We start from the raw sequence: 14,248 nt of genomic DNA, 5'->3' as shown, positions 1-14,248 counted from the left end.
ACGACGGCTCTTCGCCGCAGCGGCCGGGAAGGGGCGCGCAGAAGGGGACGAGTGGGCACGGGCGTACCTCCTGAAGGTGGGATCGGGACGGCGGGCCGGGCCTTTGGGAGGTCGTACGGAAGGGGGCCGGGCACCGCTTCCGCGTCCCGGGCCCGATTCGCCCGACAGCTCCCTGGCCACCGGCTGCCGCGAGCTCAGCATCAGGCGGTCGCGGGGTGCCTGCCCGCGAGGGTGGGCCGTCCGGCGGATCAGTGCCACGCCGTGGTGGTGGGGGCTTAGGAAAAGGGCTCGGTTGAGGGGCGCTGTGGAACCCGCCGGTCCCCGGTCACGAAGGGAGCTGTCGCTCCAAGGCGTGTGCCAGGCCGCGTTCGGCGTCGTCGGCCGAGGCGCGGCGGTAGGCGCTCTCGTACGCCGTGTTGCCGGCCGCCTGCCGCGCCCGGAGCTCCCACTGCTCCCGGATCGCCCCGAGCTCGGGCGTGCCGCGGTGCGGGTGGCCGATGATCCGCCAGTACGTGTGTCCCGTGCCGGAGGTGCGGGCCGCAGCGACCCCGTCCCCCTGGGCGGCGATGGCACCGGCGAGGAGGTCGAGGCCGAGGGCGATGCCGAGGCTGTCGTGGAGCTCGTGCTTGCTGGCCAGCATCGCGCGGGCGTGGTTCTCGGCGTGGCGGGGGCGGCCCTGGAGCAGGTGGATGAGGGCGAGCTGGTGATCGGCGTAGGCCCGCGCCCAGTGCTCGCCGAAACGCAGGCTTATCCGCTGGAGCCGCGTCGCCTCCTCGTACGCCTCGTCCAGGCGGCCCAGCGCCGACAGGGCGAAGAGGCGTATCACCCGGCACCGCATCTGGGAGGGGGCGTCGGCGGGGTCGCCGGGGTGCTGCCGCAGAGCATGGTCGCTGACCAGGTGCGCCGTCTGCGGCCGGCCCATCATCAGGTAGGTGAAGCTCATGGAGTGGGCCGCCAGAAGAGCCCCTTCGGCGTCCTGGCCGAGCCGCGCCGCCTCCTCGCACTCCTTACCGACGCGGCGGGCCGCCTCGTGGTCGCCCTGGAGGGTCAGCGTGATGCCGAGGGCCCAGAGCGCGCGGGTGCGGTGCGGACCGGCCGAGAGGGGCAGGGCCAGCACCCGTTCCAGATAGGCGCGGGCCTGGTGCAGATGGCCGCAGCAGCTCCAGAACAGACCGGCGCACCCGGCCATCTCCATCGCCCGCTCGGGATCCTCGGCCAGCAGGTGTTCCAGAGCCGCGCAGAGGTCCGCGTGGGTGGAGGCGACCCTGCGGTACCACTCGACCTGCTGGGGGCCCAGCCAGCCGGTGTGCGCCTGCACGGCCGTCTGCGCGAAGTGCCGGGCGTGCCGGTCGGTGAGGAGCGCGTCCTCCGCCAGTTCGGCGAGCCACATCGCTCCGTACTCGCGCAGCGTGTCCAGCATCCGGTAGCCGTCGCCGGTGCGCCGGAGCACGGACTGCTCGGCGAGGCTCTCCAGCGCCGGTGCGACCTCCGCGGCGCCGAGCGGCCCGCCCGCGCAGACCGCCTCGGCGTCGGCCGCCATGATGACGCCCCGGAAGACGGAGAGCCGCGCCCAGAGCAGGCGCTCCAGCGGGGCGCAGAGCTCGTGGCTCCAGCCGATCGTGGTGCGCAGCGCGCGGTGGCGGCGGGGCCAGAGCGTGTCGTCGCTCAGCGCGTCCAGCCGGGAGGCCAGCCGCCCGGTGATCTCCTGCGCGCTGCTCTCCCGGAGCTGCGCGCAGGCCAGCTCGACGGCGAGCGGTATCCCTTCGAGGCGGCGGCAGATCTCGGCCACGGCGGCCGTGTCGCCCGGCGAGTCGAGCGTCAGACCCGGGACGACGGTGGCGGCGCGGTCGCGGAACAGCCGGACGGCCTCGTCGCCGTCCTCGCCCGCCGAGAGCGGCGGAACTTCCACGGCGTGCTCGCCTTCCGCACCGATCGGCTGCCGGCTGGTGGCCAGGACGGTCAGCCCCGGTGCGGCGGAGAGCAGTTCGGTGACGAGCTGCCGGCAGGAGTCGACGACGCGCTCGCAGCAGTCGAGGACGAGCAGCAGATTCCGGTCGGAGAGCCACTCGCAGAGTGCGGCCACCGGACGGCGGGGACTGTGGTCCAGCAGCCCGACGCCGTCGCACACCGTCGTGGTGAGCAGCTGGTCGTCGTCCAGATGGGAGAGGTCGGCCCACCACACGCCGTCCGGGTACCGGTCCCGGACCTGCTCGGCGGTCCGCAGGGCAAGGCGGCTCTTGCCGACCCCGCCGCTCCCGCTGAGAGTGACCAGTCGGTGATCCCGAAGTGCCCGGTCGATGCTGTCCAGTTCGCTGTCGCGGCCGACGAAGCTGGTCGTCACGACAGGGAGGTTGCCCATCACGGAGGCCATCCTGCCTCGCCGAGCCGCACGGCCTCCGTCCATAGCGAAAAACAGTCAGAAACGGCTGACAATGTCTCCTGTCCGATCGAAAGTCGACACAGATGAAAGGTCCCGTCAGAGCACGCCGGCGAGCGACTCCAGGGCCTTGAGCGGGTCCGGTCCGACGGGGGCGAGCACGGCATCGGTGACGCCCGCTCCACCCAGCTCCCGCAGCCGGGCACGGGCCGTCTCCGGCGTTCCCGTGACCGTGAGCCGCGCGACCCAGGCGTCGGGCAGGCGACGGGTGAACTCCTCCCGGTTCGAGCACGCCGCCCGCAGCTCCACCAGCTCCCGGGCGATCGGGAGCGGGGCGATGTGGGCGTGCCAGTCCGGCTCGCCGATCCATTCGAGACCGGGCCGCGCCGCGGCGAGAGCCGCCTCGGGATCGGCGCCGACCGAGGCGACGTTGTAGGCGACCAGACGGTGCGGGCGGGTCGCGGCGATGTGCCCGAGGGCCGCCTGCGCGTACTCGGGAGCGACGGGCTCGGCGAGGATCGTCCCGTCGGCCACCTCACCGGAGACCGCGAGGGACTTGGGGCCCCGGACGCCCGCCAGGATGTCCGGCACCACGTCGGGCAGCGCACTGCTCTCCAGCCGGACGCCGTCGAGGTGCACGTACCGACCCTGCCTCTCCAGGGTCTCGCCGCGCAGCAGCGCGCGCAGGGCGTCGACGTACTCGTGCAGGAAGGTGAGCGGGCTCCGGGGCCACTGTCCGACGCTCCGCATCCAGCCCGGCATGCCGTGTCCCACGCCGATGTCGGTCCGGCCGGGGAAGAGCTGGGCCAGCGAGGCGATCTCCATCGCCGCGAACCCCACGTTGCGGGCTCCGGCGGGCAGCAGCCCGATGCCGACCCTGATCCGGGAGGTGGAGGCCAGCACGGCGGCAGCCTGGGCGACCCCGCCGCGGAACCCGAGGTCCTCCACCACCCACACCGAGCCGAACCCCAGCTCCTCGGCCCGGCGGGCGAACGGCAGGATCAGGTCGGTGGGCAGATCACGCGGCAGCAGGACGCCGACGGTGGGGGAGGGGGTCGGGGAAGGCACAGGTGTTCTCCTCGGGGTCTCGGCATACGGATCAGGCCGACGGCGTACAGATCAAGGCCGGAGCGTACGGATCAAGGGTGTACGGAGAACCTAGCGAACCCTGGATCCGTGGCCCCGGCCGCCAGGAGCCCGGGGGCGCTGTCAGACCCCTGCGTTACGTTGCTGCCATGACGAACTTCGTACTCGTAGCAGGCGTGCGGCTCGGCTCGTGGGCGTGGAGCGATGTGCTGCCTGACCTGCGCACGGCCGGGCGATGACGGCGGACGGCGCTCCGGAGCCCGGCAAGCAGCCCCGCGCCCAGCCGGTGACGGCACACCCGGAGATCACGTTCATCGGATGTGCCCGGTGCGGCACCCAGATCGCCGGGCTCGACGGCCGGTACGCCTGCTCGGGCTGCGGCTGGGTGAACGAGTGGACCGAGGGCCACCGGCCCCTGCCCGCAGCCCGGCGCCGCCGCACCCAGGGGACGCCCGCCCCGCGCCCGCAACAGCCCTGAACCACCTCCGAGTCGGCGGTGGCAGGCGGTGACGGGCCGCTGTCGGCAGCCGCCGGGACCGTGGTCCGGTCGTCGTTCCGGCAGGTCCGGGGCCGTCTCGGTCCCCGGACCGGGAATCGCGGCGTCCGCCGCCCACCACGTACACTCGCCCCCGCTCCGCCGACCGGCGGGGCTTTTCGCACCAGACCTGACAGGGAAATCCGCATGAGTTCCGCAGACAGCACCGAAGCACCGATCTACGCCGGCCTCGTGGAGGAGCAGGGAGACGTGCTCGCCGAGGTACGGCGCGTGGCCGAGGAGGTCCTGCGCGACGCGGACCGCGCGGTCGACTTCGGCGGCGCCCGGTCGGCCGCCGCCTTCCGCTAGAGCAGGCGCAGACAGAGCAGACCGCCAGGAGATGGACACCGCCATCACGCGGCGCGTCCATCACGAGACGATAAACGTCTTGCAACTATTGCCATGTTCTTGCGTATCCGAAGCGACGGCTTACTGAAGAACCGTCGCCGGCGAGAGTGGGTGAGGCCGCGGTACGGCCGAGTGCCTGATGGGGCACCGGTGTCACCGCGGCCACCCGGCGCCAGGCGCTGAAAGACGCGCCCCCGCCCCGGTGAGCCGCCCGCACATCTGTGCGGAGAGCGCTCCCAACCCGCCGGTGACGGACAACGGCCGAGCGCGTAATCGCCGCCGATCCGGCCCTCGTAACCCTTCCGAAACCACTCCGGAAGCATCCCGGGGGCATTCCCCGAGCTCCCCGCGCCTCTCCGCTCCTCCTCGCGCCCCCCGTATCTCTCCGTGGTTCCCGTACCGCCGAGTGCCCCCGCGCCCGCCGCCACTTGCGAACGTTGCGCAGCCGTCGTGCCCGTAATAGTCGGATCCACCCCTCCGTGTACAGCCTCATGACCGCACTTCTGCAGGCGCTTGTCGTGCGCAACGGCCGAGAGCTGTCAATGATTTACGAAATCAACGTGACATCTTGCGGACATTCGTCGGCGGTGGTTGAGTGTGGTCCGCCGCACAGCTCGGGGCTGTGGGCTTCCCGCACTCCTGCCCTAAAGGGGTCCACCGATGAGAAGTTCTGTTCTTCGTCGTACCTGCACCGTCGCCGTCGCCACCGCACTGGCCGTCACCGGCCTGGCCGCCTGCAACTCCGAGGGCGAGAGCGCCGCGGACGGCAAGACGCGCATCACGGTCAACTGCTGGCCCCAGCCGAGTGCGAAGATCGACCACCAGCGGTTCGACGAGGACGTCAAGACGTTCGAGAAGCAGAACCCGGACATCGACATCACCGCGCGCGACGCCTTCCCGTGCCAGGACCCCAAGACGTTCGACGCGAAGCTGGCCGGCGGTCAGATGGAGGACGTGTTCTACACGTACTTCACCGACACCGAGCGGGTCGTCTCCATCAACCAGGCCGCCGACATCACCGAGTACGTCAAGGACCTCAAGGCGTACAAGGACATAGCCCAGCCCCTGCGTGACGCGTACACGGTCGACGGGAAGATCTACGGCGTCCCGCGCACCAACTACTCCATGGGCCTGCTCTACAGCAAGGCCCTCTTCACCAAGGCCGGCCTCGACCCGGAGAAGCCGCCGGCCACCTGGCCCGAGGTCCAGGCCGCCGCCAAGAAGATCGCGGGCCTGGGCAACGGCACCGTCGGCTTCGCCGAGTACAGCGCCCAGAACCAGGGCGGCTGGCACTTCACCGCCCACATCTACTCGCAGGGCGGCTCGGTCGTCAGCGAGGACGGCAAGAAGGCCACCGTCGACACCCCCGAGGGCAAGGCGGTCCTGCAGAACCTCAAGGACATGCGCTGGCGCGACAACTCCATGGGCAGCAAGCAGCTCCTCATCATCAACGACACCCTCCAGATGATGGGCTCCGGCAAGCTCGGCATGTACCTCGCCGCCCCCGACAACGTGCCGCGCATCGTGAAGGAGGCCGGCGGGAAGTACGAGGACCTCGCGTTCGCCCCGATGCCCGGCGGCCAGGGCACCCTCATGGGCGGCGACGGCTACATGTTCAACAAGAAGGCCACCCCCGAGCAGATCAAGGCCGGCCTCAAGTGGCTGGAATGGACCTTCCTCACCCCCGGCCAGGGCTACATGAACAACTACGCCCGCGCCGCCGAGGACAAGTCGCCGGTCGGCCTGCCCGAGCCGCGCCTGTTCACCGGCGCCACCGACGCCAAAGACCAGGAGCTGAAGAAGGCCTCCGCCAACGTGCCGGTGGAGAACTACCAGGCGTTCATCGACGGCGGCCAGCAGCTCGACATGAAGCTGGAGCCCAAGCACGGCCAGCAGATCTACGCCGTCCTCGACGGCGCCGTCTCCGCGGTCCTCACCAAGAAGGACACCGACATCGACCAGCTCCTCAAGGACGCCCAGTCCAAGATCGACGGAATCCTGACCCGGGGCTGATCCATGAAGACCACGTCCCAGCCCGCTCCACCCGCGGTGACGCGGCCCGCCGGCGCGACGCCCCCTCCGGGGGGCGCCCGCCCGGCGGGCCGCGGGCCCCTTACCCCGCTCCGCCGGAAGATCGCCGACCAGGCCACCGCCTACGCGTTCCTGACCGGCGGCCTCCTCTGCTTCATCCTCTTCTCCTGGTACCCGGCCGTCCGGTCGGTGATCATCGCGTTCCAGAAGTACACGCCCGGCTCCGACCCGCAGTGGGTGGGCACCGCCAACTTCACCCGGGTCTTCCAGGACCCGGAGTTCGCGGCGGCCTGGCGCAACACGCTGACCTTCACCGTGCTCGCCCTGGTCATCGGCTTCGCCATCCCGTTCGTCATGGCCCTCGTCCTCAACGAACTCCGCCACGCCAAGGCGTTCTTCCGGGTCGTCGTCTACCTGCCGGTGATGATCCCGCCGGTGGTCAGCGCCCTGCTGTGGAAGTGGTTCTACGATCCGGGCGCGGGCCTCGCCAACGAGGTGCTCGGCTTCCTCCACCTGCCGACGTCGAACTGGACCAACGGCGCCGACACCGCGCTGGTCTCCCTCGTCATCGTCGCCACCTGGGCCAACATGGGCGGCACCGTCCTCATCTACCTCGCCGCGCTCCAGGGCATCCCCGGCGAGCTGTACGAGGCGGCCGAGCTGGACGGCGCCTCGCTCTGGCAGCGCATCCGGCACGTCACCATCCCGCAGACCCGCTTCATCATCCTGATGCTGATGCTGCTCCAGGTCATCGCGACGATGCAGGTGTTCACCGAACCCTTCGTCATCACCGGCGGCGGGCCGGAGAACTCCACCGTCACCGTGCTCTACCTGATCTACAAGTACGCGTTCCTCTACAACGACTTCGGCGGCGCGTCCGCCCTCAGCGTGATGCTCCTGCTGGTGCTCACCGCCTTCTCCGCCCTGTATCTGCGACTCACCCGCACCGACTGAGAGGAGCGGTCGCCCACCATGACCCGGACAGCTCCGCCCCCGGTACAGCAGCCCGTCGCCGCCCTCGCCGGGCGGCCGGCGGACGCACCCGCCGAGCGCTCCGTACGCACCCTCGTCTCCCCGCTCGCCCTCGCCGGCCGGCGCGGCAAGGTCACGTACTGGTCGGTGTTCGCCCTCGTCGTCGTCCTCTTCGCCTTCGCGTTCCTCTTCCCCGTCTACTGGATGGTCACGGGCGCGATGAAGCCGCCCGAGGAAGCGGTCCGCACCCCGCCCACCCTGGTCCCCGAGCAGTGGCAGGTGACCGGCTACACCGACGCCTGGGACCTGATGCGGCTGCCGACCCACCTGTGGAACACGGTGGTCCAGGCGACCGGCGCCTGGGTGCTCCAGATCGTCTTCTGCACGGCCGCCGCCTACGCCCTGTCCAAGCTGAAGCCCGCCTTCGGCAAGGTGATCCTGGGCGGCATCCTCGCCACCCTGATGGTCCCGGTCCAGGCTCTCGTCGTACCGAAGTACCTGACCATCGCGGACATGCCGCTGATCCATGTCAACCTGCTGAACGACCCGCTGGCCATCTGGCTGCCGGCCGTCGCCAACGCTTTCAACCTCTACCTGCTCAAACGGTTCTTCGACCAGATCCCGCGGGACGTCCTGGAGGCCGCCGAGATCGACGGCGCGGGAAAGCTCCGTACGCTCTGGTCCATCGTGCTGCCCCTGTCCCGGCCGGTGCTCGGCGTCGTCTCGATCTTCGCGCTCGTCGCCGTGTGGCAGGACTTCCTCTGGCCCCTGATGGTCTTCTCCGACACCGAGAAACAGCCGATCAGCGTCGCCCTGGTCCAGCTCTCCCAGAACGTGCCCCTGACCGTGCTGATCGGCGCCATGGTCATCGCGAGCATCCCGATGGTCCTGATGTTCCTGGTCTTCCAGCGGCACATCATCGCCGGGATCAGCGCGGGCAGCACCAAGGGCTGACCGACCGGCCGCACCGAGGGACGGCCGACCGGCCGCACCAAGGGCCCCTCCGACCCGCCGCCGCCCCCGGCCTTCCCGCCCCGCTCCGGGGCGGCGGCGTCAGAACCTCCAGCTCCTCCCTGTTGCGCGGACCGGCACACCCCGCCGGCGACCGCGCCCCGTCCGAAAGGAACCCGCCTTATGGAAGGCAGCCAGCTTGCCGCCGACGACTGGTGGCGCTCGGCCGTCATTTACCAGGTCTACGTCCGCAGCTTCGCCGACGGCGACGGCGACGGCACCGGCGATCTGACGGGCGTGCGGACCCGGCTGCCCTACCTGGCCGAACTCGGCGTCGACGCCCTCTGGTTCACGCCCTGGTACCTCTCGCCGATGGCGGACGGCGGCTACGACGTCGCGGACTACCGGGTCATCGACCCGGCCTTCGGCACGCTGGCCGAGGCCGAGAAGCTCATCGCCGAGGCCCGGCAGGCGGGGATCCGGACCATCATCGACATCGTCCCGAACCACGTCTCCGACCAGCACGTCTGGTTCCAGGCGGCGCTGGCGGCGGGCCCCGGCAGCCCGGAACGCGAACTCTTCCACTTCCGCCCCGGCCGCGGCGAGGACGGCGAACTCCCGCCCAACGACTGGGAGAGCGAGTTCGGGGGAGTGCCCTGGACCCGCACCGAGGACGGCGAGTGGTACCTGCACCTCTTCGCCACCGAACAGCCCGACCTCAACTGGGCCCATCCGGCCGTACGCCAGGAGCACGAGGACGTCCTCCGCTTCTGGTTCGAACGCGGTGTCGCCGGGGTCCGCATCGACTCCGCCGCCCTCGTCGCCAAGGACCCGGCGCTCCCCGACCTCGCCGGACACCCGGGACCGCACCCGTACGTCGACCGCGACGAGCTCCACGACATCTACCGGGGCTGGCGGGCCATCGCGGACGAGTTCGACGGCATCTTCGTCGGCGAGGTCTGGCTCCCGGACTCCGAGCGCTTCGCCCGCTACCTCCGCCCCGACGAGCTGCACACCGCCTTCAACTTCAGCTTCCTCAGCTGCCCCTGGGACGGTGAACGGCTGCGCCGGTCCATCGACGAGACCCTTGCCGAACACGCCCCCGTCGGCGCCCCCGCCACCTGGGTCCTCTGCAACCACGACATCACCCGCACCGTCACCCGCTACGGCCGCGAGGACACCAGCTTCGCCTTCACCGCCAAGGCGTTCGGCGTCCCCAGCGACCCGGAACTCGGCACCCGCCGCGCCCGTGCGGCAGCCCTCCTCTCGCTCGCCCTGCCCGGCTCCGTCTACCTCTACCAAGGCGAGGAGCTGGGCCTGCCGGAGGCCGACGTACCGCTGGACCGCATCCAGGACCCGATGTACTTCCGCGCCCAGGGCCGCGCCCCCGGCCGCGACGGCTGCCGCACCCCGCTGCCCTGGGCGGCGGACGAACCGTACGCGGGCTTCGGCTCGGCGGTGGAACCCTGGCTGCCGCTCCCGGCGGACTGGGCCTCCCGCGCCGCCGACCTCCAGGCCACCGACCCCGACTCCATACTGGCCCTCTACCGCGAGGCCCTGCGGCAGCGGCGCTCGCTGCCCGAACTCCACACCGGACAGCTGCGCTGGCTGAGCGAGGAGCGGGACGTCCTCGTCTTCGCCCGCGGCGCCACCCTGGTCTGCGTGGTCAACCTGGCCGAGAGCCCCGCCGAACTCCCCGCGCACACCGGCGTACTGCTGGCCAGCAACCCCCTGGACGAGGACGGCCGGCTGCCGAAGGACACGGCGGTGTGGCTGGCCGTCTGACCTCCGTACGTTGAATGGTCGGACCACTCCGGAGGGGATGGTCCGACCTCGTAGAGGCGGCGATCCCACCTCAGAGAGGCAGTGAAAGGTCTGACCTCACAGAGGCAAGCGGTCCGACCTCTCGTACGGCGGACCGCCTCGGCCCCGGACCCCGCAACGGCGTCCGGGGCCGGGCCCTTCAGGCCGCCGCGACCGCGCCCCGCCCCACCGGATGCAGCGCCGCGTACTCCAGCGGCGCCGACGGGTCGATCGACACGTCCAGCGGAGCGGGCCGAGCCCCCGCCCGTACGAGCAGGTCGCCGACGGCCGCGATCATCGCGCCGTTGTCCGTGCACAGCCGCAGCGGCGGTACCCGCAGGGTGATCCCGGCCGCCCGGCACCGCTGCTCGGCCAGCTCCCGTACCCGCGAATTGGCGGCCACCCCGCCGACCACCACCAGGGTGGACACCCCGTGATCGCGGCAGGCCGCCACCGCCTTACGGGTCAGCACATCGGCCACCGCCTCCTGGAGCGACGCGGCACCGTCGGCCAGCGGCAGCTCCCCGCCCTCCACGCGCCGCTGCTCGGCCCAGCGGGCAGCGGCGGTCTTCAGCCCGGAGAAGGAGAAGGCGTACGGGGCGTCCCGCGCACCGGTCATCGGGCGCGGGAACGCCACCGCACCCGGATCACCCTCCCGCGCCACCCGGTCGATCGCCGGACCGCCCGGATACGGCAGCCCGAACACCCGGGCCACCTTGTCGAAGCACTCACCGGCCGCGTCGTCCACGGTGTCCCCGAGATGCACGATCGGGTCGCGGGCCAGGTCGCGGACGAGGAGCAGCGAGGTGTGGCCGCCGGAGACGATCAGCACCACGCACGGATCGGGCAGCGGCCCGTGCTCCAGGGTGTCGGCGGCCACGTGCCCGGCCAGGTGGTGGACCCCGTACAGCGGCACATCCAGCGCGTACGCCAGCCCCTTCGCTCCGGCCAGCCCCACCTGGAGCGCTCCGGAGAGCCCGGGCCCGGTGGTGACGGCGACCGCACCGATGTCCGACATCCGCAGCCCGGCGCTGTCCAAGGCCTGCCGTACGACCGGGGCGAAGGCGTGCACATGGGCCCGCGCGGCGATCTCGGGCACCACACCGCCGAAGCGCGCGTGCTCGTCCATGCTCGACGCGAGCGCGTGCCCGAGCAGGCGTCCGTCCCGGACCAGACCGGCTCCGGTCTCGTCGCACGACGACTCGATCCCGAGCACCACGGGAGAGCCCACGGCCGCCTCCTTGCCATCGATCAGTAATTGCAACCTATGTGCAACAAGGTAGCCGACGGGCCGTCGTAGCCGCGTACCGGATCATGAGGCCCGGTGCTCCAGCAGCGTCGTGGCCAGCTCGAACCGGTACGGCACCGGGCCCGTCACCCCGCCCTCCACCAGGCTCGCCCAGCGGATGTCCAGGGTCCGGCCGGCACCTCCGTCACCCGCCGCCCCCGTCCGGCTCCGCCGACAGCGGGCGCCCCGCGTCCAGCTGCCGCCGGAGCCGCGCCCCACGCGCACTGTTCTCGTCCCCACCAGGGCCCCACAAGCCGAGCACCCCACCTCACCCCGGCTGAGTATCCGAACTCAGGTCCGAGGAGCACGCCGCCGCGACGATGATCACGACCGCCCGGGCCACCCCACCAGGACCTCAGGAGAACCGTGCTCAGCAGCGTCGCAGCCGCCGTCATCCCTTGCCTCGGCCGCCTGACGGTCACCTCCGACCACACCGCCGCCCCGGCGCCCGGCTCCATCATCGTCGCCAACCACACCTCCCTCGCCGACCCCGGCGTCGTCCTCGCCGCCCTGCTCCGCCTGGACGTCGAACCGGTCGTCCTCGCCACCGCCGGCCTCTGGCGCGTCCCGGTCCTCGGCCGGCTCCTGGAGCGCGGCGGCCACGTCCCGGTACACCGCAACACCCACCGCGCGGCCGACGCCCTCGACACGGCGGCCGCCGCGCTGCGGGCGGGACGGCACGTCCTCATCTACGGCGAGGGCCGGATTCCGCTGCGCACGGACGCCGCCGAGGCGCCGCCGGAGAACTTCCGCAGCGGCCTCGCCCGGCTGGCCCACGCGTCCGGCGCGCCCGTCGTCCCGCTCGGGCAGGCCGGTGCCCGCCGGGTGACCTCCGGTTCGGGCGCCAAGCAGATCGCCGGGCTCCTCACCGCCCCGGCTCGCCGCCCCCGGCTCCACGTCCACCTGGGCGCCCCGCTGCACCTGCCGCCAGGCGTCGACGCCGCGACCGCCACCGCCCGCGAAGCCGTCACCGCCGCCTGGCGCACGGCCGCCCGGCACCTCGGCGAACCGGCTGCTGCGCTCGCCGTACGGTGAAACCGGCCGCGGCCGCACGGTGAGACGGGTACCCGCCCGGGTGGCGCCGCCGACCCCGGCAGCGTAGGTATGGAAGGCATGTTGTTCCGGCGAGGAGACGGATCCCGATGATGGAGGCCGAGCGGACCACCCCTGTGCACGGCGTTCCCTGCTGGGTCAGTCTCATGACCCGGGACCCGCGCGCCGCACAGGACTTCTACACGGCCGTCCTCGGCTGGAACTTCCGCTCCGGCACCCTGGGCGAGGGGTTCACCGTCGCGCACGCCGACGGCCTGCCCGTCGCCGGGATCGGCCGGATCGGGCCCGGTCTGCCGACCGCCACCACCTGGACCCCGTACTTCGCCGTCGCCGACGTGGACGCCACCGCCGCCCGCGTACGGGAACGCGGCGGCACCATCGCCGTCGGACCGATCCGGCTCGGCCCCGGCAGAGGAGCCGTCGCCGCCGACCGCGAAGGGGCGGGGTTCGGCTTCTGGGAGGGCCGCACACCGCCCTGGTCCATCGGACGCGGCAGCGCACCCGCCGCCCTCGAACTGCGCACGAGCCACGCCTTCGACGCCGCGATCTTCTACTCCGAGGTCTTCGGCTGGGACCCGCACGACCCCGGCGGCTGCGAGGTCGGCTATGTGTACCAGCAGGACACCGTCGTCGTCCGCCAGGGCGGCCTCACCGTCGCCACCCTGCGCGGCGGCGGCGACGGGGCGTCCCCCGACCCCCGGCTGCGCCCCCGGTGGCACGTCCGCTTCCAGGTCGACGACCTGACGGCGGCCACCGAGGCCGCCCGGAAGGCGGGCGGCGAGGTCGCGCCGCCGACCGTCTCCCCGGACGACGGACCCGAATCGATGATCGCCGACCTGGAAGGCGCCCTCTTCACGGTCAGCTCCCGCCGGAAACCCGAACCCCGCGAGTGAGGGGGCACGCGCGTATCAGCAGGCGCGGAAGACGTACCCCTGCCGCCCCGCGGGCCGGACGTCGAGGTCCCGCTGGACCACGGAGAGCTTCGCGCCGACGGCCGAGCAGGCCTTGGAGAAGTCGCGGGCGGTGTACTCGATGACGAAGACCTTGTTGCCGTACGCGGTGGCGTAGTCGGCGCACTCGTCGTAGCGGCCGCACTCCTCGGCGACCGCGAAGTCGAAGCCGATGCTCTTGCGCTGTCCCAGCAGGTCCGTGGTGTTCTTCTGGCCGATCGCCAGCCCCGCCGCGTGCGCCCGCGTGGCCAGCAGCTTGGCGAACGCCGCGTTGTGCGCCCGCGTGAGCCGGCCTCCGGAGCGCTCGTACGAGTCCAGGTTGTCCGGCTCCACCGCCTGGAACCCGGACTTCGCGCAGCCGTCGATCCAGCCGCCGACGATCTTCGCGAGCCGGGTCCGCTTGGCGGCCGTCGAGGTGTCCAGCAGCGCCTCGCCCCACGCCTCGTCGTTGACCGGCTTGCCGCTGCCGTCGCGCAGCAGCAGGTCCGGGTTCTGCTTCTGCCACCAGTCCATCGCGTCCGGCTGGGTCTGGAAGGCGTTGACGTAACAGACGTTGTACAGACCGCGTACGGGCTTGGCGCCCCGGTCGCGCGAGAGCGCCCTGACCCCGGCGGGCGGGGTGTAGGCCCCGCCGATCTGGTAGTCGAAGGTGGCGTTCGCCGTCGGGAGGACGACCTTCGGCGCGGGCTTGGCCGCGAAGGCGCTGGAGAGCAGGAAGCCCGCGCCGGCCGTCACGGCGACCCCGCCGGCCAGGGCCGCGAGCGTGGAGCGGCGGCGGAGGAACGGGGTGGCGGCGTGCTGGGGCATGGGGAGGCTCCTGTGCGTGGTCTGTGTACCTGCCCCCGCATCATGGA

13 protein-coding genes are annotated in these 14,248 nt (G+C 72.0%); 8 read left to right on the top strand and 5 right to left on the bottom strand.

What is annotated here, in order from left to right:
• Positions 1-325: 325 nt before the first annotated feature.
• Entirely contained in the window at positions 326-2,359 is a 2,034-nt protein-coding gene (locus ACQP09_RS00335; protein ID WP_433394962.1) for an ATP-binding protein, read from the bottom strand.
• A 117-nt stretch (positions 2,360-2,476) separates the two neighbouring features.
• Positions 2,477-3,445, bottom strand: a complete 969-nt coding sequence (locus tag ACQP09_RS00330) for an LLM class flavin-dependent oxidoreductase (protein WP_433394960.1) — start codon at positions 3,443-3,445, stop codon at positions 2,477-2,479.
• A gap of 253 nt (positions 3,446-3,698) precedes the next feature.
• Here ACQP09_RS00330 and ACQP09_RS00325 point away from each other — a divergent pair, with 253 nt between their 5' ends.
• The 6 genes from ACQP09_RS00325 (at position 3,699) to ACQP09_RS00300 (ending at position 10,085) form a co-directional block, all read left to right on the top strand.
• Entirely contained in the window at positions 3,699-3,941 is a 243-nt protein-coding gene (locus tag ACQP09_RS00325; protein ID WP_433394958.1) for a hypothetical protein, read from the top strand.
• Between the two features lie 204 nt (positions 3,942-4,145).
• Positions 4,146-4,307, top strand: a complete 162-nt coding sequence (locus ACQP09_RS00320; RefSeq protein ID WP_356750640.1) for a hypothetical protein — start codon at positions 4,146-4,148, stop codon at positions 4,305-4,307.
• Between the two features lie 699 nt (positions 4,308-5,006).
• Positions 5,007-6,359, top strand: a complete 1,353-nt coding sequence (locus ACQP09_RS00315) for an ABC transporter substrate-binding protein (protein WP_433394956.1) — start codon at positions 5,007-5,009, stop codon at positions 6,357-6,359.
• A 3-nt stretch (positions 6,360-6,362) separates the two neighbouring features.
• Complete coding sequence (locus tag ACQP09_RS00310) at positions 6,363-7,331, top strand: carbohydrate ABC transporter permease (protein ID WP_433394954.1); 969 nt, start codon at positions 6,363-6,365, stop codon at positions 7,329-7,331.
• Between the two features lie 18 nt (positions 7,332-7,349).
• Positions 7,350-8,303, top strand: coding sequence for a carbohydrate ABC transporter permease (locus tag ACQP09_RS00305; protein WP_433394952.1), 954 nt, complete (start codon positions 7,350-7,352; stop codon positions 8,301-8,303).
• Positions 8,304-8,483: 180 nt separating this feature from the next.
• Entirely contained in the window at positions 8,484-10,085 is a 1,602-nt protein-coding gene (locus ACQP09_RS00300) for a glycoside hydrolase family 13 protein (RefSeq protein WP_433394950.1), read from the top strand.
• Between the two features lie 178 nt (positions 10,086-10,263).
• Here ACQP09_RS00300 and tsaD read toward each other — a convergent pair whose 3' ends face one another.
• Positions 10,264-11,334 carry a tRNA (adenosine(37)-N6)-threonylcarbamoyltransferase complex transferase subunit TsaD gene (gene tsaD, locus ACQP09_RS00295; protein ID WP_433394948.1) on the bottom strand — a complete coding sequence of 357 codons (1,071 nt, stop codon included), beginning with the start codon at positions 11,332-11,334 and terminating at the stop codon, positions 10,264-10,266.
• An 81-nt stretch (positions 11,335-11,415) separates the two neighbouring features.
• On the bottom strand, positions 11,416-11,631 hold the full coding sequence (locus ACQP09_RS00290) for a hypothetical protein (RefSeq protein ID WP_433394947.1): 216 nt from the start codon (positions 11,629-11,631) through the stop codon (positions 11,416-11,418).
• 126 nt (positions 11,632-11,757) lie between these two features.
• Here ACQP09_RS00290 and ACQP09_RS00285 point away from each other — a divergent pair, with 126 nt between their 5' ends.
• Together ACQP09_RS00285 and ACQP09_RS00280 are read left to right on the top strand one after the other, a co-directional pair.
• A complete protein-coding gene (locus ACQP09_RS00285; protein ID WP_433394946.1) occupies positions 11,758-12,426 on the top strand; it encodes a lysophospholipid acyltransferase family protein in 669 nt (222 codons plus the stop codon).
• Positions 12,427-12,533: 107 nt separating this feature from the next.
• The gene (locus tag ACQP09_RS00280) at positions 12,534-13,337 is read left to right on the top strand and encodes a VOC family protein (protein ID WP_433394944.1); all 804 of its coding nucleotides are present in this window, start codon (positions 12,534-12,536) and stop codon (positions 13,335-13,337) included.
• Positions 13,338-13,352: 15 nt separating this feature from the next.
• On the opposite strand, the gene ACQP09_RS00275 is transcribed toward ACQP09_RS00280, so the two are convergent.
• Positions 13,353-14,201, bottom strand: a complete 849-nt coding sequence (locus tag ACQP09_RS00275; RefSeq protein WP_433394942.1) for an endo alpha-1,4 polygalactosaminidase — start codon at positions 14,199-14,201, stop codon at positions 13,353-13,355.
• Between the last annotated feature and the right edge of the window lie 47 nt (positions 14,202-14,248).

This window comes from Streptomyces sp. CA-146814, from assembly GCF_050942385.1.
Lineage (GTDB): Bacteria > Actinomycetota > Actinomycetes > Streptomycetales > Streptomycetaceae > Streptomyces.
This window is presented reverse-complemented; position numbering and strand designations above follow the sequence as displayed.

What these genes read in the sequence shown, in the direction of transcription:
- ACQP09_RS00280 (WP_433394944.1), top strand. Translation starts at nt 12,534, where the DNA reads ATGATGGAGGCCGAGCGGACCACCCCTGTGCACGGCGTTCCCTGCTGG.
- ACQP09_RS00335 (WP_433394962.1), bottom strand. Translation starts at nt 2,359, where the DNA reads ATGGGCAACCTCCCTGTCGTGACGACCAGCTTCGTCGGCCGCGACAGC.
- ACQP09_RS00310 (WP_433394954.1), top strand. Translation starts at nt 6,363, where the DNA reads ATGAAGACCACGTCCCAGCCCGCTCCACCCGCGGTGACGCGGCCCGCC.
- ACQP09_RS00305 (WP_433394952.1), top strand. Translation starts at nt 7,350, where the DNA reads ATGACCCGGACAGCTCCGCCCCCGGTACAGCAGCCCGTCGCCGCCCTC.
- ACQP09_RS00320 (WP_356750640.1), top strand. Translation starts at nt 4,146, where the DNA reads ATGAGTTCCGCAGACAGCACCGAAGCACCGATCTACGCCGGCCTCGTG.
- ACQP09_RS00325 (WP_433394958.1), top strand. Translation starts at nt 3,699, where the DNA reads ATGACGGCGGACGGCGCTCCGGAGCCCGGCAAGCAGCCCCGCGCCCAG.
- ACQP09_RS00315 (WP_433394956.1), top strand. Translation starts at nt 5,007, where the DNA reads ATGAGAAGTTCTGTTCTTCGTCGTACCTGCACCGTCGCCGTCGCCACC.
- ACQP09_RS00300 (WP_433394950.1), top strand. Translation starts at nt 8,484, where the DNA reads ATGGAAGGCAGCCAGCTTGCCGCCGACGACTGGTGGCGCTCGGCCGTC.
- ACQP09_RS00275 (WP_433394942.1), bottom strand. Translation starts at nt 14,201, where the DNA reads ATGCCCCAGCACGCCGCCACCCCGTTCCTCCGCCGCCGCTCCACGCTC.